Below are 23683 nucleotides of genomic sequence, written 5' to 3' on the forward strand. Positions count from 1 at the left end.
TCCAGATCGACATCGACCGAGCACCGACCAAACACTCACCATCAGGAGGACCCGGCATGGCCGAGCAGCTCAGGCTCATGGCGGTGCACGCGCATCCCGACGACGAGTCCAGCAAGGGAGCGGCGACACTCGCCCGCTACGTGGACGAGGGCGTCGACGTCCTGGTGGTCAGTTGTACCGGTGGCGAACGCGGCGACGTGCTCAACCCCCAGCTTCAGGGCAGCCCCGAGGTGGAGCGTGATCTGCCGGAGCTGCGCCGCAAGGAGATGGCGACCGCCGCGGCCGCGCTCGGCGTGAAGCACCACTGGCTCGGCTTCGTCGACTCGGGCCTGCCCGAGGGCGACCCGCTGCCGCCGCTGCCCGGGGGCTGCTTCGCGTTGCAGCCGCTGGAGGTGGCCTCGGCCCCGCTGGTGCGCCTGGTGCGCGAGTTCCGCCCGCACGTGATCACCACGTACAACGAGCTGGGTGGCTACCCGCACCCCGACCACATCATGACCCACAAGGTGTCGGTCGAGGCCTTCGAGGCGGCCGGTGACCCGACCCGCTACGAGGACAGCGGCGAGCCCTGGACCCCGCTGAAGCTCTACTACGACGTGGGATTCTCCACCGCCCGGATGATGGCGTTCCACGAGGCGCTGATCGCGATGGGCAAGGAGTCGCCGTTCCTGGACTGGATGAAGCGCCGCGAGAGCCCCGACAGCCCGCCGGAGCGCAAGATCACCACCCAGGTCAACATCGTCGGCTGGATGGACCGCCGCGACACCGCCCTGCGGGCGCACGCGACGCAGATCGACCCGGACGGCTGGTTCTTCGCCATCCCGAACGACGTGCAGGCGAACGTGTGGCCGACGGACGACTTCGAGCTGGCGCGTAGTCTGGTCGACACGGAACTGCCGGAGGACGACCTGTTCGCCGGCATTCGCGATCGGGCGAAGGTCTGACGAGCTAGGGAACTGATGTGGCGACGGTGTTTTCTTCGGCCGTGATGGCGGTCTCGGGTCTGGCGAGTTCGACCCAGCCCGACGCGATTCGCACCCCCGACGCGGACACCGTCTCGCCGGGTTTCGCCGGCTTCCTGGCCGTGTTCTTCATCGCGGTGGCCACCGTGCTGCTGATCCGCAGCATGACCAAGCACATGCGCAAGGTGAAGTTCATGGCCGACCAGGTGGAGCGCACCGAGGCCGAGGCCGCCGGGTCTGCTGTCGCAGCTGGCGCCCCGGCCGGGCCGGGCTCAGCCCCGGCCGGCACTCCCCCCGAGGCCGCGAGCACCCAGGCCGCGAGCACCCAGGCCACGAGCCAGGGCTAGCCCGCCCACCACGTCGTCGACGACCAGCGCGTCGACCCCGGCCGCGGCCAGTTCCGCGGCCGGTCCCATGGGCGGTGACCAGGCCAGCACCTGCACCCCGGCCCGGTGCGCGATGTCGATCGCGTAGCCGGCCGGGCGGTGGTGCGGTGCCGAGTCGGTGCCGTTCGGGCCCAGCGACTTCCAGTGCACCGACAGCACCTCCACGCCCAGGTGCGCGGCGGCCGGCACGGCCTTGCGCATCGGGAACGAGATCCAGGTGATCAGCCCCCGGGGCACCCCCGGCAGTTCCTCGCCGACGAACAGCAGGGACGCCGGGTCGAACGAGGTCACGACCACCGGGCGCTTGCCGCGCTGGGCGTCGAGCACCGGCAGCAGCAGCGCCGTGGTGTCTTCCGAGGGCTTCAGCAGGGCGTCCTCGAGCGCGGTCTTCACGTCGAAGATCACCCCGACGCCGTCCGGCACCACCTCGAGCAGATCGCCCAGCGCGAGCAGACCGGCCTGACGGGCGTCGTCGCTGCTCAGGTCCGAGACGAAACGGCCGTCGTCCACCCCGACACTGGGCCAGTGGTGCACGAAGAGCCCACCGTCGCGGGTCCGGCGCACGTCGACCTCGAGCCACGGCACCTCGTGCCGTAGGGCCTCGCGGTAGGCCGGGAGCGAGTTCTCCGGCCAGCCCTCGACGTTCTTACCGAAACCGCGGTGCGAGGCGATCGCCAGCCCGGGCCCGAAGGGGCCCGGGGGCGACGGCGCCGGGGTGCTCTGTTCCGTCATGGGATCGATCATCGCCTCACCTGCTGCCGGCCGCGTCCCCCACCGGCGTCGGGGCACCCTCGTCCACCACCGCGTCCACCAGCTCCTCGTCGGCCAGGCGGGCCGACTCGGCGGCCTCGGCGGCCTCGTGCTCCTGGTTCTCGAGCTGGCTCTCCATCTCCTCGGAGCGCTGCTCGTAGTTCGCCTCGACCTCTTCCTGCGAGACGTCGCCGACCGCGTCCCCGGTGGCCGCCGCGGCCGCCGAGGCGTGGGTCTGACGGTGCGGCAGGAGGGCGACCATCTCGTCGCGCCGGGCGGCCACCTCGGTGACCGCGTCGAGGAAGCGCTGGGTGCTCTCGCCCGGGGCGATGTCGCCGAAGTAGAAGCGGCGCTTGGCGATGCGGTCGTCCATACGCGAGTCGAACGCCAGGCGCGCGGCCACCACGGTGCCGAAGTCGGCGATGCTCGAGCTGTCGATCACGTCCGAGGCACCGCTGATCGGCGCGTCCACGGCCAGCTGGGCCGGGTTGTCACGGCGGTCGGTGATGAACAGCGGGGCGTCGTTGCGCAGATAGAGGAAGTCCAGACCGACGCTGGAGACGTCGGTGACCATGGCGTCGCACTCCTGGAACAGCGCCAGGATCGAGCCCTCCATCGCGGTGGCGTGACCCGCCTCCAGGTCGGCGTCGGCCGCCTTCTCGATCATCGACAGGATCTCGCGGTGCCCGCCGACGACCTCTAGCGTGGTGCTGCTCGCGACCCGGGGGTGCGGCCGGTAGACCACCCGCACGCCGTCGGTGGCCAGCAGCTGCCGCACGATCTCGACGCCGTACAGGTCGACCGAGGTGTAGTTGTTGAAGTCGTTCTCGCCCTCCCAGGTGGGGGCGTAGATGACGGTCCTGCGCTCCGACGGCGCCAGCACCGGCTCGAACTTCAGGTCCAGCTGCGGACGGCCGGTGCGCACCAGCTTCGAGTAGTCGAAGTTGATCAGGGCGGCGGCGTGCCGGCGCTCGGCGGCCTCACCCGCGACGAACACCCGGTCGTAGGCCTTGGCCTGGTTCGAGACCATGCTGACCTTGTCGCTCTCACCGTGGTTCACGTGCACGTGCAGGATCGACGCGACGGCCAGTGACTGGAAGTTGGCGACACCGTTGTTGACGTAGATCGCGACCTTGGGGTCGAGCTCGTCGTACAGCTCCAGCACGTCGGCCAGACGCCGGGTGTAGACGGTCGGCAGCGGAGTGCGCTCGCTGAGGTTGTTGAACGACTGCTTGGAGCGCAGCACGATCACGACCGGGTGGCGCTGGTGGAGTTCCTCGAACACCGGCAGCCACTGGTCGAGCTGATACATCTTCCGCCTGTCCTCGGCGAAGTAGACGACCACCTCGGCTGCGGGGGCGGGTCCCTCGGGCACGCGGTTCAGGCGCGGACCCCGTGCGGGCTTGCGCCGGCCCATGTCCCGGCGTTTGTTGTTGATCGTGTTCGCCAGGGCCCCGATCGTTGCCGGGTTGGGCGAACGGAGGAAGTTGGACACAGATTTCGGCAGCGCCATCGGGGGTCTGGTGCCCTTTCGTGAATCGGTCGTACGGACGAGGGACCGGCCGGAAGCATAATGCGCGGTCCACGCCTTTGTTCTCATCCGGAGATTCGGCTCGTTTGCCTGATCGTTGATTCGGGTTCAGATCGTTACACGGTCCGGTGGCAGAATCCGGGCTCCGGCGAGATCGCGCTCAGTAAATTTTCGCCCCCTGTGTCACAGCTGTGCGCGTCAACCTTCACGCTCTGTGGTCGTTTTTGCTTATTGGGCAAGGGAACGGGACCATGCGGTGAGGGGACCGGCACATGAACGCAGTGCTAATGTTCTTCGACTCGAGCCGACAGAACGGACCTCAGAGGGTGGATGCGCGAGGGCGATCGGCCGAAACGGGGCTACGGCACCGTACCGGCAATGCTGTCACTGTGAGTGACGGGGCCGCCGAGACTTCAACATTACCGGAATCCGCACGCCCTGCCCCCGGCGAGGTCGTCACGGCACCGGGTACGGCGGCTATGGACATCGTTTTCCTGGAACTTCGCCCGAACTCCCCGTCCCGGGCCGCGGCCCTGAGGACCGCTCTCGCGGAGCAGGGTCTGGTCGTCGCCGACGAGCAGGTGGTCACGGTCGGCAGCGCCGACGGGCTCACCACCCTGGCGAGGGCAGTGGCGGGGCAGCCCGTTCCCGGGCACCCGGCCTACGACGACGGCACGCCGCCGAACGGGGTCGGCTCCAATGCGGTTCCGCGCCGTCCGGTCGCGCTGATCCCCATCGATCTGGTGACCAACGGCACAGTTCTAGGTGCGGTACTGGACGACCCGCGGGTGCGGACCGGTGCTCTGGCCGCCGAAAGTACTGCCGCGGGCACCGAGCTGCTCGACGTGCTCCGCATCGACGCCGACGACCGCCCCGCCGCCGCGGGCCTCGTCCATGAACTCGACCCGCACGACCCCGACGGGCTCCTGCTCGAGCTGACCCGTCGGCTCCCCGGCGTGGGCGTCGAGGTGAAGCCCGTCCCGATGGGCGGCTACGTCTGGGCCCGGCCCACCGACGCCGTCGAGGCGATGGCGGCGCAACAGGCCCTGGCCACCGTGCCCGAGCGCCGCGTGCGGTTGCGTGAGGCAGCCCGCGGGGGTGACGGCTTCTTCTCCACCTTCGTGCTGCGCAAGCTGTCCTGGCGGCTCACCGGCCCGGCCGAGCGGCTCGGCCTGACGCCGAACCAGGTCACCGCCGGCTCGTTCGTGCTCGGCCTGATCGCGGCCGGCCTGATCGCCACCGGTGACCGGTTCCCGGCCGTCATCGGCGCCCTGCTGCTGCAGCTGTGCGTGGTGGTCGACTGCGTCGACGGCGAGCTGGCCCGCTACCGCCGCCGGTTCTCCCGGTTCGGCGCCTGGCTCGACGCCAGCACCGACCGCATCAAGGAGTTCGCCGTCGTCTTCGCCCTGGCCCTGGCCGGTGCGCGCGCCGACCAGGACCTGTGGCCGCTGGCGGCCCTGGCGATCGGTGTGCAGACCTTCCGCAGCCTGGCCGACCTGTCCTGGTCGCTGCGCCGCAAGCAGCTGGAGGGCGACGTCGTCCCGGAGCCGGTGCACTGGGTGGCATCGACCGAGAACGTACGGGTGCCGTCCGGTTTCATCTCGTCCACCGACACGTTCGGGGTGGCCGGCTGGCTCAAGCGGCTCGGTCACTTCCCGATCGGCGAGCGCTTCCTGCTGATCTCGCTGGGCGCCGCGCTGTGGAGCCCGAAGGCCACGCTGATCGGCCTGAACGTGCTCGGCCTGGCCGCGGGCGCCTACATGCTCACGGCGCTCGCCTCCCGCGGCCGGTCCCTGGCCGGTGACCTGGTCCCGGCGATCGCCGCCGACACCGGCCCCTGGCTGGGTGCCGCCCTCCAGCGGCTGCGCGGCCGGGCCGCCGTCATCGCCCCGGCGCTGGTCTCGGTGATCGAGATCGCGGTCGTGTACCTGCTCAGCACCGCGGTCGGGGCCCAGCACGGCGCCGTCGTCATGCTCGTCGCGGTCATCGCCGTGGCCCACTACCTGCAGGCCTACGGGGTGCGCGAAGGCGCTGCCAGCGAGTCCCAGCTGGTCATCGGGGCCGATCTGCGGATGGCCGCGTTCCTCGTCCTGATCTTCCTGCCCGGTCTGCTGCTGCCCATCGACGATGTCGAGGACTGGGTCACCGGCGGTCTCTGGGCACTCACAGCCGTGGTCGCCGTGGCCTCGGTCTCAACCAGTCTCAAATCATGGATCGGAGTCACGCGATGAGCGGGCCCAGCATCGCGGAGATCCGCCGGGTCGGTCAGCCCGAGCACGTGCGGAACCGGGCGGCGGCCGAGCACTGGGTGGCCGACGTCTACCTGCGGAAGATCTCGCCGTACCTGACCCGGCCCCTCCTGGCCCTCGGCCTCTCCGCCAACCAGGTCACCTGGCTGATGATCATCGCGGCGGCGCTGTCGGCGGTGTCGACCGCCTGGGCCGGCTTCGCCGGTGCCCTCCTCGCGGTGATCTTCGTGCAGCTGCAGATGCTGCTCGACTGCTCGGACGGGGAGGTCGCCCGCTGGCGGAACACCTCCTCGCCGGTGGGTGTCTACCTCGACCGGGTCGGGCACTACGTGGCCGAGTGCGGCATCGCGCTGGCCCTCGGTATCCGGGTCGCGTCCGGTGGCGGTCTCGGTTCCGCTCCCTCGATCGTCGACGGCGGGGAGGGCTGGTGGGCCGGGTTGCTCGCCACGCTCGCCGACCCCGCGTTGTTCCTCGGTGCGCTGCTGGCTCTGCTGGTGGCCCTCAACAAGGTGGAGAACGACCTGGTACACGTGTCACGGCACTACGCCGGGATGTCGGCGATGAAAGACGCGGAACAGGTTCGCGTCCCCTCCGCCGGATCGGTCCGCACGCTCCGTCGCGTCGCGAAACTGCTGCCCTTCCACCGGGTCTTCCATTCTGTGGAGCTTTCCCTGCTGGTGTTCGCCGCCGCGGTCGTCGACCTGGTCGCGGGCAACCACACCGCCACCGGCGCCCTGCTGGTCGCCCTGCTCCTGGCCGTGTCGATCACGGTCGTCGGGCACCTCGCGGCAGTGCTCTCCTCGGCCCGGCTGCGGTGAGCGCGATGACCGAACCCAACTCGTCCGGCCGCCAGAAGGCCGCCAAACCTCTTCCCGTGGCGCACTACGGCGTGGTTCTGCTCAGCCAGGGCACCCGTCCGGAAGCGCTGAACCGCGCCGTGGAGTCGGTCCTGGCCCAGCGCGGCGTGGTCACCGACGTGGTCGTGGTGGGAAACGGCTGGGAGCCCACCGGTCTGCCGGAGGGGGCTCGCGGTGTGGGTCTGCCGGAGAACCTCGGCATCCCGGCCGGGCGCAACGCGGGCGTGCCCTACGTCAAGGGTGAGCTGCTGTTCTTCCTCGACGACGACGCGTTCCTGCCCAGCACCGACATCCTCGCCGTGATCGCGCAGAAGTTCGCCGACGAGCCGAGCCTGGGCCTGATCCAGCCCCGGGTCGCCGACCCGGAGGGTCTGCCCTCGCCCCGCCGCTGGACCCCGCGTCTGCGCGTCGGCGACCCCTATCGCAGCAGCGACGTCACCGCGGTCTGGGAAGGTGGGGTGGCCCTGCGCCGCGACATCTTCGCGGTGGCCGACGGCTGGCCCGCCCCGTTCTGGTACGCCCACGAGGGCATTGAGCTGGCCTGGCGGGTCTGGGACGCCGGCTACCGGGTGCGCTACGACGGCGACCTGGTGGTCAACCACCCGGTCATCGCCCCGACCCGGCACGCCGTGTTCCACCGCTTCTCGGCCCGGAACCGGGTCTGGCTGGCCCGGCGCAACCTTCCGGCCCCGGTCGGCCTGATCTACGTCGGCACCTGGTTCGCGATCTCCGCGATCCGGCTGCGGGCCAAGGACGACGCCCTGGAGATGATGCGGGGTTACTGGCAGGGACTGACCCAGGCCTGCGGCCCGCGTCGCCAGATGAAGTGGAAGGCGATCTGGGCCATGACCAAGGCCGGTCGTCCGCCGATCATCTAGGTACTGCCCTCGAGGGCGGGTCGTCACCACGGTGACGGCCCGCCCTCGTCGCGTGTCCGGCGGTGATGTCGCACCGGGCATGAGACCTTGACGCTGTGGCCAACCGACTGGAGCACGCGACCAGCCCGTACCTGCTACAGCACAAGGACAACCCGGTCGACTGGCGGCAGTGGGGTGAGGGGGCCTTCGCCGAGGCCTCCCGTCGCGACGCGCCGATCCTGCTGTCGGTGGGGTACGCGGCCTGTCACTGGTGTCACGTCATGGCGCACGAGTCCTTCGAGGACCCCGAGGTCGCCGACCTGATGAACAAGCTGTTCGTCAACGTCAAGGTGGACCGCGAGGAACGGCCTGACGTCGACTCCACCTACATGGCCGCGACCCAGGCTCTCACCGGGCAGGGCGGCTGGCCGATGACGGTGTTCCTCACCCCGGAGGGCCGCCCGTTCTACGCGGGCACCTACTACCCGCCGGTGCCGCGCGGCCCGATGCCCTCGTTCCGGCAGTTGCTGACCGCGGTGTCCAACACCTGGAACCAGCGCCGCGGCGAGGTGCTGGAAGCCGGTGACCGGATCGCCAAGGCCCTCGCCGACCAGGCCATCCCGAGCAGCGCCGGGGCCACCCCGCCGGACTGGGACACCCTCACCAGCGCCCTGCAGAAGCTCGTCTCCTCCGAGGACCCGGTGCACGGGGGCTTCGGCGGCGCCCCGAAGTTCCCGCCGTCCATGGTGCTGGAGTTCCTGATCCGGTACGCCGCCGCGCAGCCGCTGGCCCCCGGCGGCCGGGCGGCCCGTGACCTGGCCGGCCGCACCCTGCGGGCGATGGCCCGCAGCGGGATGTACGACCAGGTGGCGGGCGGGTTCGCGCGGTACTCGGTGGACGCCGGCTGGGTGGTGCCGCACTTCGAGAAGATGCTCTACGACAACGCCCAGCTGGCCCGGGTGTACCTGCACTGGTGGCGGCTGACGGGTGAGGCGGTGGGCTCCCGGATCGCGCTGGAGACCTGCGACTGGATGCTCTCCGCGCTGCTCACCGACGAGCAGGGCCTGGCCTCCTCACTCGACGCGGACACCGAGGTGGTGGACGAGGAGACCGGCGAGGCGCACGGCGAGGAGGGGCGCACCTATGTCTGGACGCCCGAGGACCTGCTGACCCACCTCGGCCCGGAGGACGGCGCCTGGGCGGCGGCCCTGCTGCGGGTCGGCCGTCCGGGCACCTTCGAGCACGGCGCGTCCACGGCCCAGCTGGCGCAGGACGTCTGGGCCGACCCGTTCACCGCCGCCCGCTGGGAGGGCCTGCGGGAGAAGCTGCGGGCCGTGCGCACGGCCCGCCCCCAGCCCGGCCGCGACGACAAGGTGGTGGTGGCCTGGAACGGGCTGGCCATCGCCGCGCTGGCCGAGACCGGGGCCCTGCTGAACCGGCCCGATCTCGTCGAGGCGGCCGGCCGGATCGCGAATCTGGTGCTTCGCGTGCATATTCACGGCTCTGGGGTGGTGCCCCGGCTGCACCGGGCCAGCCGGCACGGCAACCCGGGGGCCGCCGTCGGGGTGCTGGAGGACTACGGAGACCTGGCCGAGGGCCTGCTCGCCCTGCACCACGTCACGGGTGAGGTGCGCTGGCTGGCCACCGCGGGGAACCTGCTCGAGGTGGTGATGGCCCAGTTCATCGACGACGACGGGGTGCACGACACCGCGGCCGACTCCACCGACGAGGCGCTGCTGGCCCTGCGCCGCCCGGCCGATCCGACCGACAACGCCTATCCCTCGGGCGCTTCCGCGGCGGCGGGGGCTCTGCTCAGCTACGCCGCCCTGACCGGTTCGTCCCGCGCGCGGGAGGCGGCCCAGCGGTGCCTGGCCGCCACCGGTGCGGTCGGCGGGCATGCCCCGCAGGCGTTCGGCTGGGGGCTGGCCGTGTCGGTGGCGCGGCTGGACGGGCCCCGGGAGATCGCGATCGTCGGCCACGAGGACGACCCGGTGCGCCTGGATCTGCATCTCGCCGCCCTGGCCTCGACCGCGCCGGGAGCCGTGATCAGTGCCGGTGCGCCCGACGCCCCGGGAGTGCCGTTGCTGGCCGGGCGCCCACTGACGAGGTCGGGCGAGGCCCAGGCATTCGTCTGCCAGAACTTCGCCTGCCGCCTGTCAGTGACCACCGTGGCTGAGCTGGAGAAGCAGCTGGCCCCGGAAGTGCCGGCGACGGAAGGCTTCTAACGCAGGTCGACCAGGCTCGGCCGGCCGCCGAGCAGGCCCTGCCACTCGGCGCTGCTGAACACCAGGGCGGGCCCGGCCGGGTGGGCGACGTCGCGGACGGCCACCCGGTTGCCGGGCTCGAGCACGGCAACCTCGAGGCGGTCGTCCAGGCCCTCCTGGGAGCGGCCGGCTACCCAGGTCGTGGTGGCAGGGTCGATCACCACGCTCAGATCTGTGACCCCGCCGCTGCGCTGTGTGGTCATGCGCACAGGGTAGCGCTCCGGTTGCTCTTGATGATCGCCTGCGCGAACGCCGGGTGACATCGATGCCATGCCGGGGCAGCATCTCTGCTCAGGGAAGAAGCATGATTACACGCTTGCATGGTCGGTGTAAGCAAGTAATCATCGCTGGTATGGATGAAGTAGGAGCTGTGAAGGCATGGTTCGGCGCCCGGCTGCCGTCCGAGTGGAACGAGCCCGTGGCGGAGGTCGTCACCGACCGCGAGGAGATCATGGTGCGGCTGGTCATCGCCGCGCCCGAGGCCACCGACGACGGGCCGGCCTTCAGGGAGGCCACGGCCGGAGGCATCGCCCGGTTCCGGGAGGAGACCCGGGAGCGCCGGATCCAGATCGCCCGCGAGGCCGAGCACCGGTTCGGCCGCAAGGTCGCCTGGGCGGTGACGTCGGGGGAGGAGACCGAGGTCTTCACCAGCCTCTCCGTGCCGGTGATGACGCGGCTGCGTCAGTCCGAGCGGCTCGTGCTGGACACGCTGGTGGACGCCGGGGTCGCCCGGTCCCGGGCCCACGCGCTGGCCTGGTGCGTGCGTCTGGTCGGGGACAACACCTCGACCTGGCTCGGCGACCTGCGCACGGCCATGGAAGAGGTGGAGAAGGTGCGGAAGGCGGGCCCTACGAGTTGAACGCCGCCAGGCTGATGCCGGTGTAGTGGGCCAGGAACGCCAGCACCGTGAAGGCGTGGAACACCTCGTGGAACCCGAAGTAGCGCGGGCTCGGGTTGGGCTTCTTCAGGCCGTAGACCACGCCGCCCATGGTGTAGAGCGCGCCGCCCACCACGACCAGGGTGAACACCGCCACGCCGCCACCCTTGAGCAGGGCCGGCACGTAGGCCAGGGCCACCCAGCCCAGGGCGATGTAGACGGGTACGTAGAGCCAGCGCGGCGCCCCGACCCAGAGCACCCGGAAGGCCACGCCGAGCAGGGCGCCGGTCCAGACGATCCACAGCAGGGTGCGGGCCGGGCCGGCCGGCAGGAGCAGCACGCTGAACGGCGTGTAGGTGCCGGCGATGATCAGGAAGATGTTGGCGTGGTCGAACCGCTTCAGGAACGAGCTGGTGCGGGGGCTCCAGCCGCCCCGGTGGTACAGGGCACTGACGCCGAAGAGCATGGACGCGGTGACGGCGAAGATCGCGGTGGAGACCCGGGTGCGCTCGTCCGGTGCCAGGATCACCAGGATCGCGCCGAGCAGCACCGACAGCGGGAAGGTGCCGGCGTGCAGCCAGCCCCGCATCCGCGGCTTCAGCTCGACGAGCTTGTTCTCGATGCGTTCCCGGCCGGCCTCGAGCCGGTCGCCGATACGCTCCACGCCGGCCTCGATCCGGCCGGTGCGGCCGTTGGGCTCGTCCTGGTCGCCGGGGCTCGGGGCCTGCTCGTGGTGATCCGTCATCACACCGAGAATAACGGTGGACCCTGGGGATTGACGGTGGGTGCACCACTCGGGATTTCGGGGTGCCAGGCCCCTTGACGCATCGGGCGTCTCGTGCGTGACACGAATCAATGTCACTTTCCGGTTTCGAGAGTGCGCCGTCTGCTTGAAGAACGGGCACTTTGCTACAACCCACCCTCGGGACAGCGATACCGTGAGGTTCATGGGACTGCGCCGGCTCGTCTACCGCGCCTATCAGCGCAACGTCATGAGGGGCTTGCAGCCCGACGCCGTCCCGCGTCACATCGGGGTCATTCTCGACGGTAACCGGCGCTGGGCGAAGAACTCCGGGCTCGACGCCAGTGGCGGGCACCGGGCCGGGGCCGCGAAGATCCTCGAGTTCCTGGGCTGGTGCGACCAGGTCGGGGTGGAGGTGGTCACGCTCTGGCTGCTCTCCACCGACAACCTCACCGGCCGCTCGCCCGAGGAACTCGCGGCGCTCTTCCAGATCTCCGAGGGGGTCGCGGGAGAGATCGCCGCGACCGGCCGCTGGCGGGTGAACCCGGTGGGCGCGCTCGACCTGCTGCCGGGCGCGACGTCCGCCCGCCTCAAGGAGCTCGAGGAGCAGACCCGCGGGGTCGACTGCCCGCGTACCGTGAACATCGCCATCGGTTACGGCGGCCGCCGCGAGATCGCCGACGCCGTGCGGTCACTCCTGTCCGAGCACGCCGCCCGCGGCACCACGATCGAGGAACTCGCCGAGCTTCTCGACGTCGAGCACATTGCCGAGCACCTCTACACCAAGGGCCAGCCCGATCCGGACCTGGTGATCCGCACCTCGGGCGAGCAGCGTCTGTCCGGCTTCCTGCTCTGGCAGAGCGCCCACAGCGAGTTCTCGTTCTGCGAGGCGCTGTGGCCCGACTTCCGCAAGGTCGACTTCCTCCGGGCCCTGCGGCAGTACGCCCAGCGCGAGCGCCGCTACGGAGCCTAGAACAACCCGGATTGAAGACGCCTGTGGGCCCCGGCTCGCAGGCGTTCCTCATTTTGCGGGTCGCCTTTGTTGTTCAACTGCCTGTAACTCATCCGTGATATCCAAGATACCCGCCCGTGATCGTGATTCCTGGAATCCCGGGAGCCGGGGCGCCTTTTCCGGCTCCCCGCCAGTTATGACATTGGCCTCGTCAAAACCGTTTACGTGCAATGGGTTGACGCGACCGGGTTCGGATAGCGACGGTGGTACCTCGCGTAGCGTCGCTTGCCGCCAGGCAATATGTCGTTGCCAGGCGGGACGTTCGTCATCCTCCAGCGAGGGGAGTCACCGTGGCATTGCCCGCGAGTTTCACCCAGGCCTCTGCGAACGTGCCCGAGGCAGGTGACCGGACGTTCGTTCTCGACACGTCCGTCCTGCTGTCGGACCCCAAGGCGATTCACCGTTTCGCCGAGCACGAGGTCGTTCTTCCCGTCGTCGTGATCACCGAGCTCGAGGGGAAGCGCAACCACCCCGAACTCGGTTACTTCGCGCGGCAGGCCCTGCGCCTGCTCGACGACCTGAGGATCAAGCACGGGCGGCTCGACGCCCCGATGCCCCTCGGCGACGACGGGGGCACTCTGAGGGTCGAGCTCAACCACGCCGACCTCTCGGTGCTGCCGGACGGTTTCCGGCACGCGGACAACGACAGCCGCATCCTGGCCGTGGCGCGCGCCCTGGCCTCCGAGGGGCTGTCGGTCACGCTGGTCAGTAAAGACCTGCCGATGCGGATCAAGGCCTCGGCGATCGGCCTGGCGGCCGAGGAGTACCAGGCCGGCCTGGCCGTGGACTCCGGCTGGACCGGGCTGGACGAACTGAAACTGGACGCGTCCGAGGTGGGCGCGCTGTACGCGGGTGAGGCGCTCGACGTGCCGGAGGCCGCGGAGCTCCCGTGCCACACCGGCCTGGTGATCGCCTCGCCGAACGGCTCCGCCCTGGGCCGGGTCACCCCGGACAAGAAGGTGAAGCTGGTCCGCGGCGACCGCGAGGTGTTCGGGGTGCACGGCCGCAGCGCCGAGCAGCGCATCGCGATCGACCTGCTGCTCGACCCGGAGATCGGCATCCTCTCGATGGGCGGCCGGGCCGGCACCGGAAAGTCGGCCCTGGCCCTGTGCGCGGGTCTGGAGGCCGTGCTCGAGCGGGGCCAGCACCGCAAGATCATGGTGTTCCGTCCTCTCTACGCCGTCGGCGGGCAGGACCTCGGCTACCTGCCCGGCAGCGAGGCAGAGAAGATGAACCCCTGGGCGCAGGCGGTTTTCGACACTCTGGGGGCGCTGGTCGCCCCCGAGGTGGTCGAGGAGGTGATGGGCCGCGGCATGCTCGAGGTGCTGCCGCTGACCCACATCCGCGGCCGTTCGCTGCACGACGCGTTCGTGATCGTGGACGAGGCGCAGTCGCTGGAGCGCAACGTGCTGCTGACCGTGCTCTCGCGGATCGGCCAGAACTCCCGGGTGGTGCTGACCCACGACGTGGCCCAGCGCGACAACCTCCGGGTGGGCCGGCACGACGGGGTCGCGGCCGTGATCGAGGCGATGAAGGGCCACCCGCTCTTCGCCCACATCACCCTGACCCGCTCGGAGCGCTCGCCGGTGGCGGCGCTCGTGACCGAGCTGCTGGAGAACTTCGTGCCCTGATCGTTCTTCCAGTGAGGTGAACGACGTGAGGCCCGGCCGGGATCGGCCGGGCCTCACGTCGTTCTGGTTGCTCTGGGCTACCGAACCGGTGGTGGCACCACTCTTCGGTGACCGAAGGGGAATCGGTCACCGAAGACGTCCATGATCATGAAAATTCCTGCGGCAGTAGGTGTTGGTCGGCGGGTCAGGAACGTCACCCGAATGCTCGTGACGACTCTCACAAAGCCCACGGTGGGTAATAGAAACGTCATCAATATCTACGGTGAGCAATTACATCGCTGTAGTTCGTTTGAAATATCGACGGCCCGCCCCGCACGGTGGGTTCGTCAGCACCCCGCTTCAGTGAGTGACGAAAGAGCGCGCCGTTTCATCGCGGTGTCGTCCTGCCGCAACCGGTAGGCCTGCTCGATCGGGACCTCGCGGGCCCCTGTGGTGTCAGCGCGGTGCCGATCATGGGTACCGGCGGGCCCGGAGCGGAGTGACGCAGATGCGCCGTGACCCAGGGCGCACCGTTGAAAGGCCCTACGTGGTTCCCAGCGCCCTGCGCTCCCTCTCGGTGGCTGTTCTCCTGGTCGCCGTCTCCGGTACGGCGATCGCCACCGCCCCGCAGTCCCACGGAACCGGTGGCTCGGCCGATGTCGACCTCCGGGCCGCCGAGCAGGACCTCACCGGCCGGATCGCTCTCACCGGAAGTACCACCACCCTCGCCGCCTCCCCGTTGAGCGTCATCGGCGCTCAGAACGCGTCGGCCGTGGTCGACGCCGGCGCGCTCGCCGAAAAGAAGAAGAAGGCCGCGGCGAAGAAGGCGGCCGCGAAGAAGGCGGCGGCGAAGAAGGCAGCCGCGAAGAAGGCAGCCGCCAAGAAAGCTGCCGCCAAGCGCAGGGCCCAGGCCCGCGCCCAGGCATCCCGCACCAGTCCCCGCTCGGCCAAGGCCGTGGCCCGGTTGATGGTGTCGCAGCGGGGCTGGAAGTCGGGCCAGTACACCTGCCTGGTGAAGCTCTGGGAGAAGGAGAGCAACTGGCGCCACAACGCTCAGAACCGCTCCTCCGGCGCCTACGGCATCCCGCAGTCGCTGCCCGGAAGCAAGATGTCCTCGGCCGGCCGGGACTGGCGCTCCAACCCCAGCACCCAGATCAAGTGGGGCCTGCGTTACATCCAGGAGCGCTACGGCAGCCCGTGCGGCGCCTGGGCGCACAGCCGATCGGTCGGCTGGTACTGATCCGCAGCAGGGTCCTGAGGGCCGGTTCTCCCGATCGGAGGGCCGGCCCTTCCTGTTGGTGCGGGTGGTCCAAAAATTCACCCTCCGTATGACGAAGTCACCCAGGGTGGATCGGTACGTCTGATCGAGGTCAAACCTTCCTTAACCCTCACCAGGGGACTTGTGCTCGCGGGTCCGATTCGCCACGGTAGTCGGCGTGACAGCAACCGTTGGGTCTGAAAATGATGAAGACCTCGCGGATCTGTGGTTGAGCACAGGAGGGGTGCCCAGCTCGGTCCAAAGCGAGACCAAGAGCTATCCCAAGCGTTCGGAACTGCGTAAGGCCGAGGCCCGGCGCGGAGCCGGCCGGGGAGCGACCAGCCGGCCCGCCGGTGGCAGTCGTCCCTCCGGCGCACCCGCCGCCCGGCAGCAGCGTCCGCAGGCCCCGGCCAGCGCACTGCGCAGCGCGGAGGCCACCCGGCGTTCCACGCTCCAGGCGCGGTACCCGGCGGTCGCGGTGGCACCGACCCCCGCTGTCCTCCCCATCCCCCAGACCGACCCGTGGCGTCCGGCCGGCATCGACATGCCGGTGCCGCCCGCGATCTCGCAGGACGCCTTCCGGCAGCCCGACCGGCAGCCGCCGATGGTGCCGATCGCGATCCCGGCCCCGGACCGCAGGGCCAAGCCGAGCAAGGCCGACCTGCTCCCGTCGCCGCCCACCGCGCCGATCGAGTTCCAAGCCCCGGCCAGTGACGGTGTGGACCCGGCCGAGTGGGGTCTCGACCTCACGGTCGAGCCCGTCAGCCTCGAGCCCGGCCGCCGAAAACCCACCGCCCCCGACGAGGCGTTCGTACCGACGCCGAACCGCCGGCTCTTCGGTGGGGGTAAGTCCACCGCCGCCCGGCTGCTGGTCATGGCGCTCGTCATCGGCGCCGAGGGCGTCGCGGTCACCCAGCTCGCGGGCACCGCGTCCCCTCTTGACGGGGGAAACGGCGCCAACGCCGCCGCGGCCTTCACACTCACCGCGGCCGAGAAGCAGGCCCAGGACGACAAGGCCGCCGAGGTCGCAGCCGCCACGCAGGCGGCCGAAGAAGCCGCCGAGGACGCGGCCGAGGCCAAGCAGTCGCTGAAGAAGGCCTCGCCGGCCAAGGCGAAGGCCGCGCTCTCCCAGTACAAGCAGGCCAAGGCCGCCGCCGACCGCATCAAGGCCGCGGCCGAGCGCCGCGAGCGGGCCCTGCGCAACGCGCAGCGTGACCCCAAGTCGGCCGCCCGGGTCATGCTCGCCGACCGCGGCTGGTCGTCGTCGGAGTTCTCCTGCCTGGACTCGCTCTGGACCAAGGAGAGTGGCTGGAACTACCAGGCCACCAACCCCTCGTCCGGTGCCTACGGCATCCCGCAGTCCCTGCCCGGCAGCAAGATGGCCTCCGCCGGCTCCGACTGGCAGACCAACCCGGTGACGCAGATCCGCTGGGGTCTCGACTACATCGCCGACCGCTACGGCACCCCCTGCGGCGCCTGGGGTCACAGCCAGTCCGTCGGCTGGTACTGAGTTCTTCCGGAACGGCGCCCCTTCCTGGCAGCAGGAAGGGGCGCCGTTTCTGCACCCCCCAAAAACCTTTCGTGATCATGCAGAATCTCCCCAGAGTTCTAGAACTCTCAGCTCCAGAGTTCTAGAACGCCGGGGAGATTCTGCATGATCACGAAAAAATGGGGTTAGGGGTGCGTCATCGTGCTCACGTCGAGCAGCTTGTCCAGCTCCTCCTCCGTCAGCTCGCCACGTTCCACCACGCCCAGGGCAATGGCCGCCGCCTTGATCGTGATCCGTTCGGCCACGGCGTGTTTGGCGATCTTCGCGGCGGCTTCGTAGCCCAGGGGGCGGGCCAGCGGGGTGACGATCGCGGGGGAGGACTCGGCCAGTTCGCGGGCGCGGCGCTCGTCCGGCTCGACGCCGTCCACCACGCGTTCGGCCAGCAGCGCGGAACCCCTGGTCAGCAGCCGGATCTGCTCCAGCAGCGAGCGGGAGATCACCGGCACCATCACGTTCAGCTCGAAGTTCCCGCTGGCCCCGGCCCAGGCCAGGGTGGCGTCGTGGCCGATCACCTGGGCGCAGATCTGCAGCACCGCCTCGGGGATCACCGGGTTCACCTTGCCCGGCATGATCGACGACCCGGGCTGCAGGTCGGGCAGGTGGATCTCGCCCAGGCCGGCGTTCGGGCCGGACGACATCCAGCGCAGATCGTTGCAGATCTTGGTCAGGCTGACCGCGAGAACCCTTAGCGCACCGGAAAGCTCGACCAGGGCGTCGCGAGAACCATGGGCTTCGAAGTGGTCCCGTGCTTCGGTGATCGGAAGTCCGGTGCTGACCGAGAGATCCGCGATCACGCCGACGGCGAAGCCGGGTGGGGTGTTGATGCCGGTGCCGGTCGCGGTGCCGCCCAGGGGAACCTCGACGACCCGGGGCAGGGTGTCGATGATCCGCTCGATCCCCCGTCGAACCTGTGCCGCGTGACCACCGAACTCCTGGCCCAGGGTGACGGGAGTGGCGTCCATCAGGTGGGTGCGCCCGGCCTTCACCACGTGCTGGGTGCGGGCGGAGAGGTTCTCGAGCGAGATCGCGAGCTGGTCGAGCGCGGGCAGCAGGTCGTTCACCGTGGCGCCGGCCGCGGCCACGTGCACGGCCGTCGGCACGGTGTCGTTGGACGACTGGGAGGCGTTGACGTGGTCGTTCGGGTGTACCCGGGAGCCGAGCTCACGGCTCGCCAGGGTGGCCACGACCTCGTTGACGTTCATGTTCGTCGAGGTGCCGGAGCCGGTCTGGAACACGTCGATCGGGAACTGGTCGGCGTACTCGCCCGCGGCGATACGGGCGGCGGCAGTCGCCACGGCCTCGGCGATGTCCGCGGGCACCACGCCGAGCTCGGCGTTCACCCGCGCGGCCGACGCCTTGATGTACGCCAGGGCGGAGATCACCGCCGGGTCGATCCGCACCCCACTGATCGGGAAATTGTCCACGGCACGCTGGGTCTGGGCTCCCCACAGGGCTTGTGCGGGAACCCGGACCTCGCCCATCGTGTCGTGCTCGACACGCATGTCTTCATTGGCCATGTCCCGATCCTCGTCCTGCTCACCGGGTCACGGCCACCCGGGGTCAGGCTCCTGACCTCTTGGCGCGATCGAGAGTTCTAGAACTCCGGGGAGATTTTGCATGATCACGGAAAGGTTTTTTTACGGGACGAAGGACGTCAGCTGGGTCATGAAGGAGGTCAGGTCGTGCACCACCGACCGGCCCAGCGCGGCCGCGGCCAGCGCTCCCACGCCGACCCCCGCGATCAGGAGCGACTGACCGACTGCCTCGTGGCCCGCGTCCCCGGGAAGGGAGACCACCCGCGTCCTCAAGCCCATCACTCAAAGCTACCAAGACTGCCCTGAGTGACGGGCTGGGGAGTTCAGGCCACCTGGGGGTCTGCGATCGTGCTGCTGAGCACCTGCACGGCGCCGTCGGAGAGCGCGTACTCCATCGACACGATCGCCAGCCGACCGTCGGCGACCCGGCGCCCGATCACGCTGGATCGTTCCGGCAGTTCCCGCGCCACCTGCACCGAGTGCTCGGCGACGATGGCGTTGATGTCTCCGTGGCCGGCCCGGCGGGCGTTGATCACGCTGGAGCTGAGCATCTCGACCACCGTGCGCAGGTAGCCCGAGGGCATGGTGCCGCTGTCGTGGGCCTCCATGGTGGCCTTCACCGCACCGCAGCTGTCGTGGCCGAGCACGATCACCAGCGGGATGCCCAGCACGTCGACGCCGAACTCGATCGAGCCCAGCACGGCGTTGTCCACGGCGTGGCCGGCGGTGCGCACCACGAAGAGGTCGCCCAGCCCCTGATCGAAGATGATCTCGGCGGCCACGCGGGAATCAGCACAGCCGAAGATCAGGGCAAATGGACGCTGGCCACCGGTGAGCGTGGCCCGCCGGTGGACGTCCTGGTTCGGATGGGCGGCGTCGTCCAGCACGAAGCGCTGGTTACCGGCCAGAAGCTCGGCCAGGCTGCCCGCGGCGTCCGGCATGACGTCCTGCCCACCACTGGTCTCGTCCGGGCTGTCGGTCGTTCCCATGTCTTTACCCACACCTTCCTGGAGCCCGGTTACTGCCGGGGCCGGAGGTCATTGTGTCCCCTCCGCTCGGCAGGCATCCATTCACGGTGAGCTATCACGCAGCGATCGACGTCCGCTCCGGGATTCCCGAAGCCTTCGGGGAATCGCGCAGAGAGTGCCGGTTGGGTGCGCAACACGCCGACACGCCGTATTGCGACGCGCGCATCACGTCACCCCCGCTGGTGACACGCAGCGGGTGACACGCCGCGAAGCACGGTTTCCCACGCTCGGATCGGGTGACGTGCGTGGCTGCCGAGATCAGAGGTTGCAGTTGGGGCGACCTGGGACCTTTGTGGAGGGGCTGACCAGGGGGATACAGGTCTGGACCGAACACCCTACTTTCGTCCGGCCACCCTAAAGATGCGAAACAATCCGCTACCGATCCCTTACTTTCAGTGATCTCAGAGCCTGTGAAAGGGGTCGTGGTGGTTCCCGAGACAACACTGACCGCCCTCGGAAACATCGAGGCCGGTAAGGGACAGGAAGTCGAGCGCCTGCGCAGGCAGGTCGAGGTGATGCTCGCCCACGTTCTCGATCTGGGACTGACCCCCGCGCCTGCGGCGTGGATGTTCGAGGCCGTCCGTGACCAGAACACGATGGGTACGGTCGTGGACCTCAACTCCGACGGCTGGAACGCCGCTCCGAGTGAGGCCGACCGCATGCTGGCGACCGAGTCCCTGGTCCGTGCGCATCGGGAGCTGAGCCGGATCGTGGCCCCGGCCCGCCCGGCGACGCTCGAACTGCTGCACGGTTACCGCGAGGGACGTCGTCCGATCCGGCTCGCCGACCGGATCCCGCGCCAGTCCGGGCCTTCGGGCGTGCACCCGGCGCGCGACCGGAAGGGCCTCAAGGGACTGGTCTTCGTCGGTATCAGCCCGGCCGGCAGCACCGTGCCCCTGGTGCGCTGGCTGATGACGGCGACGTTGGTCTTCCTGGTGGCCTTCGTGCTGCTGGCGGCCGTTCCGCAGGCCCGTCAGGCGAGTGCGGGTACCGGTCTGGGCGACAGCGACCCGGCCTTCGGTTCCCTGTTGTTGCGTGAGCTCTTCCTGCTCGCCGCCGCGGCGCTCGGGGCCGGCCTGACCGCGCTCTACCGCGCGGGCCGCGAGGTGGCCCGGGGCAGCTACGACCCCGAGTTCGACCACACCTTCCTGCAGCGCATCCTGCTCGGGATGGCCGCGGGGCTGGTGATCGCCGAGCTGATCCCGCTGGGCAGCGGGGGTGACGCGCTGTCCGGGCTGGCCCGGCCCGCGATCGCCCTGCTCGGTGGGTTCGCCGCCGACGCCGTGCACAGCATGCTGACCCGGGTGATGGCGGCGATGGAGACGCTGTTCAACGGGGGCGCGGTGAACCGGGAGCAGGCCGAGCGGGAGCTGGCCGAGAAGCGGGCCGAGGAAGTGCTGGCCCAGGCCGACCGGGCCACGCTGAACAAGCTCCTGGAGATCCGCCGGATCGCCTCGTCCGGTGCTCCGACCCGGGCCATCATCGAGGAGATCGACCGCGTCATCACCGTGGTTGCCGCGCCGGTCTGACACTCACCGCTCCTCCTCGGTGCTTAGTATTCGGCATGGCTGAGTTCGCATACTCCGATCTGCTTCCGACGACCCCGGACACCCAGACGCCCTACCGTCTGCTGAGCACCGACGGGGTCCGCACGATCGAGGCCGCCGGCCGGCAGTTCCTCGAGGTGTCGCCCGACGCGCTCGCCCTGCTCGCCGACACCGCCATGCACGACATCGCGCACTACCTGCGCCCGGCCCACCTGGCCCAGCTGGCGCGCATTCTCGACGATCCCGAAGCCAGCCCCAACGACCGGTTCGTGGCCCTCGACCTGCTGCGCAACGCGAACGTGTCGGCGGGCGGCATCCTGCCGATGTGCCAGGACACGGGCACCGCGATCGTGATGGGCAAACGGGGGACGCAGGTGCTCACCTCCCCGGGGGCGGTGTCCGACGAGGAGGCCCTCAGCCGGGGCATCCACAACGCCTACACCCGGCTCAACCTGCGGTACTCGCAGATGGCGCCGCTGACGATGTGGGACGAGAAGAACACCGGCACCAACCTCCCGGCGCAGATCGAGCTGTACTCCGACACCGAGCCCGGGCACGAGGCCGCCTACAAGTTCCTGTTCATGGCCAAGGGCGGTGGCAGCGCCAACAAGTCGTTCCTGTTCCAGGAGACCAAGGCGGTGCTGAACCCGGCCGGGATGATGAAGTTCCTGGACGAGAAGCTGCGATCGCTCGGCACGGCCGCCTGCCCGCCCTACCACCTGGCCATCGTGGTCGGCGGTACCAGTGCCGAGTTCGCCCTGAAGACAGCCAAGTACGCGAGCGCCAAGTACCTCGACAACCTCCCCACCGAGGGTTCGGCGACCGGTCACGCCTTCCGCGACCTCGACCTGGAGCTTCAGGTGCTGGAGCTGACCCGGCAGTTCGGCATCGGTGCGCAGTTCGGCGGCAAGTACTTCTGCCACGACGTGCGGGTGGTGCGCCTGCCCCGGCACGGTGCCTCCTGCCCGGTGGCGATTGCCGTGTCGTGCAGCGCCGACCGTCAGGTGCTGGGCAAGATCACGGCCGAGGGCATCTTCCTGGAGCAGCTGGAGACCGAGCCGGCGCACTACCTGCCCGAGACCACCGACGAGCACCTGAACGACTCCGACGAGGCCGTGCGGATCGACCTGAACCGGCCGATGGCCGAAATCCGCGCCGAACTCACGAAGTACCCGGTGAAGACCCGGCTCTCGCTGTCCGGGCCCCTGGTGGTGGCGCGGGACATCGCGCACGCCAAGATCAAGGAGCGTCTGGACGCGGGTGAGGAGATGCCTTCCTACCTGCGCGATCACGCGGTCTACTACGCCGGCCCGGCCAAGACCCCCGAGGGCTACGCGTCCGGCTCGTTCGGGCCCACCACCGCGGGCCGGATGGACAGCTACGTCGAGCAGTTCCAGGCGGCCGGCGGCTCGATGGTGATGCTGGCCAAGGGAAACCGCTCCGGCGCGGTCACATCGGCATGTGCCGCGCACGGAGGGTTCTACCTGGGCTCGATCGGTGGGCCGGCCGCCCGCCTGGCGCAGGACTGCATCCGTAAGGTTGAGGTGCTGGAGTACGCCGAGCTGGGCATGGAGGCCGTCTGGAAGATCGAGGTCGAGGACTTCCCGGCCTTCATCGTCGTGGACGACAAGGGCAACGACTTCTTCGCCGAGGTCACCAAGCCGATGGCGATGACGATCCAGCGCCGTCCCGGCATCTAGGGCTGGTAGGCGTCCAGCTCCCTGAGCGTCGGGGGCTGGGCGCCCGCCTGCGTGCACGTGTAGGCGGCGATCTTCACGGCATGGGTCAGCAAGGGGACGAGGTTCTCGGCCGGTTGTGTACGGAGCTGTCCGATGGTGGCGGCGTCGAGCAGGCCGGCCCGGTCGAGGCCGTGCAGCAGACCACTCATCAGTGAGTCGCCGGCGCCGACCGTGTCCGCCACGGTGATCTTCGGGGCCGCGACCTCCACGATGCCGGTGGCCGTCACCCCGACCGCGCCGGCGCCCCCGCGGGTGAGTACGACCAGCGCCGGGCCGCTCGCCCGCCAGGCCTCGACCACCTGCAGCGGGTCGGCGCCGGGGGTGAGCCATTCCAGGTCCTCGTCGCTGACCTTGACCACGTCCGAGGCCCGCACGATGCGCTCGATCCGTTCCCGGGCGGCCTCCCGCGAGCCCATCAGCGCCGGCCGCGCATTCGGGTCGTACGAGATCACCACCCGGTCCGCGTTCTTCTCGACCAGCCGCAGCACGTCGTCGCCGCCGGGAGAGAGCGTGGCCGCGATCGAGCCGGTGTGGATGGCCCTGGTCGCGGGGCTGACAACGATGTCAGACAGGGCCCAGTGCAGCGCGAAGTCGTAGCTGGCGACCCCTTCGGCGTCCAGCCGCGCGGTGGCGGTGGACGTCGCGTCCGGCGTGATCGACCCCTCTGTCAGTTCCACCCCGGAACCCCGCAGGTGATCGACGATCGAACGGCCCCGCGCGTCGTCACCGATCCGGGTCAGCAGCCGGGTGTCGACCCCGAGCCGGGCCAGGCCGAGGGCCACGTTGGCGGGGCTGCCCCCGGGATGCTCCACCGGGGGTCGCCCCGGCGCATGAACGATGTCGACCAGAGCCTCACCGATGACCAGAACCTCGTCCAACGCCGCCTCCTCGCGATCACGGGGCCACCCTTGAGCCCCGCACCAGGCTAAGGCC

At 69.9% G+C, this 23683-nt stretch carries 21 protein-coding genes; 13 read left to right on the top strand and 8 right to left on the bottom strand.

Annotation, left to right across the window (positions count from 1 at the left end; translation table 11 throughout):
* The first annotated feature begins 56 nt into the window (after positions 1 to 56).
* Together mca and LR393_RS19360 are read left to right on the top strand one after the other, a co-directional pair.
* The gene (mca, locus tag LR393_RS19355) at positions 57 to 941 is read left to right on the top strand and encodes a mycothiol conjugate amidase Mca (protein WP_231485375.1); all 885 of its coding nucleotides are present in this window, start codon (positions 57 to 59) and stop codon (positions 939 to 941) included.
* A 26-nt stretch (positions 942 to 967) separates the two neighbouring features.
* Complete coding sequence (locus tag LR393_RS19360; protein WP_231485376.1) at positions 968 to 1306, top strand: hypothetical protein; 339 nt, start codon at positions 968 to 970, stop codon at positions 1304 to 1306.
* On the opposite strand, the gene LR393_RS19365 is transcribed toward LR393_RS19360, so the two are convergent.
* On the bottom strand, positions 1232 to 2077 hold the full coding sequence (locus LR393_RS19365) for a glycerophosphodiester phosphodiesterase (RefSeq protein ID WP_231485377.1): 846 nt from the start codon (positions 2075 to 2077) through the stop codon (positions 1232 to 1234). The genes LR393_RS19360 and LR393_RS19365 overlap by 75 nt on opposite strands.
* 16 nt (positions 2078 to 2093) lie before the next feature.
* Positions 2094 to 3590, bottom strand: a complete 1497-nt coding sequence (locus tag LR393_RS19370; RefSeq protein ID WP_231485378.1) for a CDP-glycerol glycerophosphotransferase family protein — start codon at positions 3588 to 3590, stop codon at positions 2094 to 2096.
* 515 nt (positions 3591 to 4105) lie between these two features.
* Here LR393_RS19370 and LR393_RS19375 point away from each other — a divergent pair.
* The 4 genes from LR393_RS19375 (at position 4106) to LR393_RS35515 (ending at position 9814) form a co-directional block, all read left to right on the top strand.
* A complete protein-coding gene (locus LR393_RS19375; protein ID WP_231485379.1) occupies positions 4106 to 5857 on the top strand; it encodes a CDP-alcohol phosphatidyltransferase family protein in 1752 nt (583 codons plus the stop codon).
* Positions 5854 to 6693 carry a CDP-alcohol phosphatidyltransferase family protein gene (locus LR393_RS19380; RefSeq protein ID WP_231485380.1) on the top strand — a complete coding sequence of 280 codons (840 nt, stop codon included), beginning with the start codon at positions 5854 to 5856 and terminating at the stop codon, positions 6691 to 6693. The genes LR393_RS19375 and LR393_RS19380 overlap by 4 nt, the downstream gene beginning before the upstream one ends.
* 5 nt (positions 6694 to 6698) lie before the next feature.
* Positions 6699 to 7610: a glycosyltransferase family 2 protein gene (locus LR393_RS19385; protein ID WP_231485381.1), complete on the top strand. Its 912-nt coding sequence runs from the start codon at positions 6699 to 6701 to the stop codon at positions 7608 to 7610.
* 95 nt (positions 7611 to 7705) lie between these two features.
* On the top strand, positions 7706 to 9814 hold the full coding sequence (locus tag LR393_RS35515; RefSeq protein ID WP_331282963.1) for a thioredoxin domain-containing protein: 2109 nt from the start codon (positions 7706 to 7708) through the stop codon (positions 9812 to 9814).
* On the opposite strand, the gene LR393_RS19395 is transcribed toward LR393_RS35515, so the two are convergent.
* Positions 9811 to 10056: a DUF397 domain-containing protein gene (locus LR393_RS19395; RefSeq protein WP_231485382.1), complete on the bottom strand. Its 246-nt coding sequence runs from the start codon at positions 10054 to 10056 to the stop codon at positions 9811 to 9813. The genes LR393_RS35515 and LR393_RS19395 overlap by 4 nt on opposite strands.
* A 149-nt stretch (positions 10057 to 10205) precedes the next feature.
* Between LR393_RS19395 and LR393_RS19400 the strand changes: the two genes are divergently transcribed.
* The gene (locus LR393_RS19400; RefSeq protein WP_231485383.1) at positions 10206 to 10712 is read left to right on the top strand and encodes a hypothetical protein; all 507 of its coding nucleotides are present in this window, start codon (positions 10206 to 10208) and stop codon (positions 10710 to 10712) included.
* Here the strand turns inward: LR393_RS19400 and trhA are convergent.
* Complete coding sequence (gene trhA, locus LR393_RS19405) at positions 10702 to 11475, bottom strand: PAQR family membrane homeostasis protein TrhA (protein ID WP_231485384.1); 774 nt, start codon at positions 11473 to 11475, stop codon at positions 10702 to 10704. The genes LR393_RS19400 and trhA overlap by 11 nt on opposite strands.
* Positions 11476 to 11677: 202 nt before the next feature.
* On the opposite strand from trhA, the gene LR393_RS19410 reads away from it, so the two are divergent.
* The 4 genes from LR393_RS19410 (at position 11678) to LR393_RS19425 (ending at position 16862) form a co-directional block, all read left to right on the top strand.
* Entirely contained in the window at positions 11678 to 12445 is a 768-nt protein-coding gene (locus LR393_RS19410) for an isoprenyl transferase (RefSeq protein ID WP_231485385.1), read from the top strand.
* Between the two features lie 329 nt (positions 12446 to 12774).
* A complete protein-coding gene (locus tag LR393_RS19415; protein ID WP_231485386.1) occupies positions 12775 to 14115 on the top strand; it encodes a PhoH family protein in 1341 nt (446 codons plus the stop codon).
* Between the two features lie 487 nt (positions 14116 to 14602).
* On the top strand, positions 14603 to 15334 hold the full coding sequence (locus LR393_RS19420; RefSeq protein WP_231485387.1) for an aggregation-promoting factor C-terminal-like domain-containing protein: 732 nt from the start codon (positions 14603 to 14605) through the stop codon (positions 15332 to 15334).
* 262 nt (positions 15335 to 15596) lie between these two features.
* Positions 15597 to 16862, top strand: coding sequence for an aggregation-promoting factor C-terminal-like domain-containing protein (locus tag LR393_RS19425; RefSeq protein ID WP_231485388.1), 1266 nt, complete (start codon positions 15597 to 15599; stop codon positions 16860 to 16862).
* A gap of 164 nt (positions 16863 to 17026) precedes the next feature.
* On the opposite strand, the gene LR393_RS19430 is transcribed toward LR393_RS19425, so the two are convergent.
* The 3 genes from LR393_RS19430 to LR393_RS19440 form a co-directional block, all read right to left on the bottom strand.
* Positions 17027 to 18418, bottom strand: coding sequence for a class II fumarate hydratase (locus LR393_RS19430; RefSeq protein ID WP_231485389.1), 1392 nt, complete (start codon positions 18416 to 18418; stop codon positions 17027 to 17029).
* Positions 18419 to 18538: 120 nt separating this feature from the next.
* Entirely contained in the window at positions 18539 to 18715 is a 177-nt protein-coding gene (locus tag LR393_RS19435; protein WP_231485390.1) for a hypothetical protein, read from the bottom strand.
* A gap of 44 nt (positions 18716 to 18759) precedes the next feature.
* Entirely contained in the window at positions 18760 to 19377 is a 618-nt protein-coding gene (locus LR393_RS19440) for a carbonic anhydrase (protein WP_407937335.1), read from the bottom strand.
* A gap of 509 nt (positions 19378 to 19886) precedes the next feature.
* On the opposite strand from LR393_RS19440, the gene LR393_RS19445 reads away from it, so the two are divergent.
* Both LR393_RS19445 and LR393_RS19450 read left to right on the top strand, forming a co-directional pair.
* Positions 19887 to 20993 (top strand): hypothetical protein, encoded by a 1107-nt coding sequence (locus LR393_RS19445; protein ID WP_231485392.1) that lies wholly within the window; start codon positions 19887 to 19889, stop codon positions 20991 to 20993.
* Positions 20994 to 21028: 35 nt separating this feature from the next.
* Complete coding sequence (locus tag LR393_RS19450; protein ID WP_231485393.1) at positions 21029 to 22711, top strand: fumarate hydratase; 1683 nt, start codon at positions 21029 to 21031, stop codon at positions 22709 to 22711.
* Here LR393_RS19450 and LR393_RS19455 read toward each other — a convergent pair.
* Entirely contained in the window at positions 22708 to 23628 is a 921-nt protein-coding gene (locus tag LR393_RS19455) for a carbohydrate kinase family protein (protein ID WP_231485394.1), read from the bottom strand. The genes LR393_RS19450 and LR393_RS19455 overlap by 4 nt on opposite strands.
* Positions 23629 to 23683 lie beyond the last annotated feature (55 nt).

Origin of the sequence: Kineosporia mesophila, from assembly GCF_021129235.1 — a bacterium.
GTDB classification, from domain to species: Bacteria; Actinomycetota; Actinomycetes; order Actinomycetales; family Kineosporiaceae; genus Kineosporia; species Kineosporia mesophila.

Bases quoted from the DNA above. Each gene is read 5' to 3' on its own strand.
- LR393_RS19410 (WP_231485385.1), top strand. From the start codon at position 11,678: ATGGGACTGCGCCGGCTCGTCTACCGCGCCTATCAGCGCAACGTCATG.
- LR393_RS19365 (WP_231485377.1), bottom strand. From the start codon at position 2,077: ATGACGGAACAGAGCACCCCGGCGCCGTCGCCCCCGGGCCCCTTCGGG.
- LR393_RS19440 (WP_407937335.1), bottom strand. From the start codon at position 19,377: ATGCCGGACGCCGCGGGCAGCCTGGCCGAGCTTCTGGCCGGTAACCAG.
- LR393_RS19375 (WP_231485379.1), top strand. From the start codon at position 4,106: ATGGACATCGTTTTCCTGGAACTTCGCCCGAACTCCCCGTCCCGGGCC.
- LR393_RS19420 (WP_231485387.1), top strand. From the start codon at position 14,603: ATGCGCCGTGACCCAGGGCGCACCGTTGAAAGGCCCTACGTGGTTCCC.
- LR393_RS19380 (WP_231485380.1), top strand. From the start codon at position 5,854: ATGAGCGGGCCCAGCATCGCGGAGATCCGCCGGGTCGGTCAGCCCGAG.
- LR393_RS19435 (WP_231485390.1), bottom strand. From the start codon at position 18,715: ATGGGCTTGAGGACGCGGGTGGTCTCCCTTCCCGGGGACGCGGGCCAC.
- trhA (WP_231485384.1), bottom strand. From the start codon at position 11,475: ATGACGGATCACCACGAGCAGGCCCCGAGCCCCGGCGACCAGGACGAG.
- LR393_RS19430 (WP_231485389.1), bottom strand. From the start codon at position 18,418: ATGGCCAATGAAGACATGCGTGTCGAGCACGACACGATGGGCGAGGTC.
- LR393_RS19395 (WP_231485382.1), bottom strand. From the start codon at position 10,056: ATGACCACACAGCGCAGCGGCGGGGTCACAGATCTGAGCGTGGTGATC.
- mca (WP_231485375.1), top strand. From the start codon at position 57: ATGGCCGAGCAGCTCAGGCTCATGGCGGTGCACGCGCATCCCGACGAC.
- LR393_RS19385 (WP_231485381.1), top strand. From the start codon at position 6,699: ATGACCGAACCCAACTCGTCCGGCCGCCAGAAGGCCGCCAAACCTCTT.
- LR393_RS19400 (WP_231485383.1), top strand. From the start codon at position 10,206: ATGGATGAAGTAGGAGCTGTGAAGGCATGGTTCGGCGCCCGGCTGCCG.
- LR393_RS19450 (WP_231485393.1), top strand. From the start codon at position 21,029: ATGGCTGAGTTCGCATACTCCGATCTGCTTCCGACGACCCCGGACACC.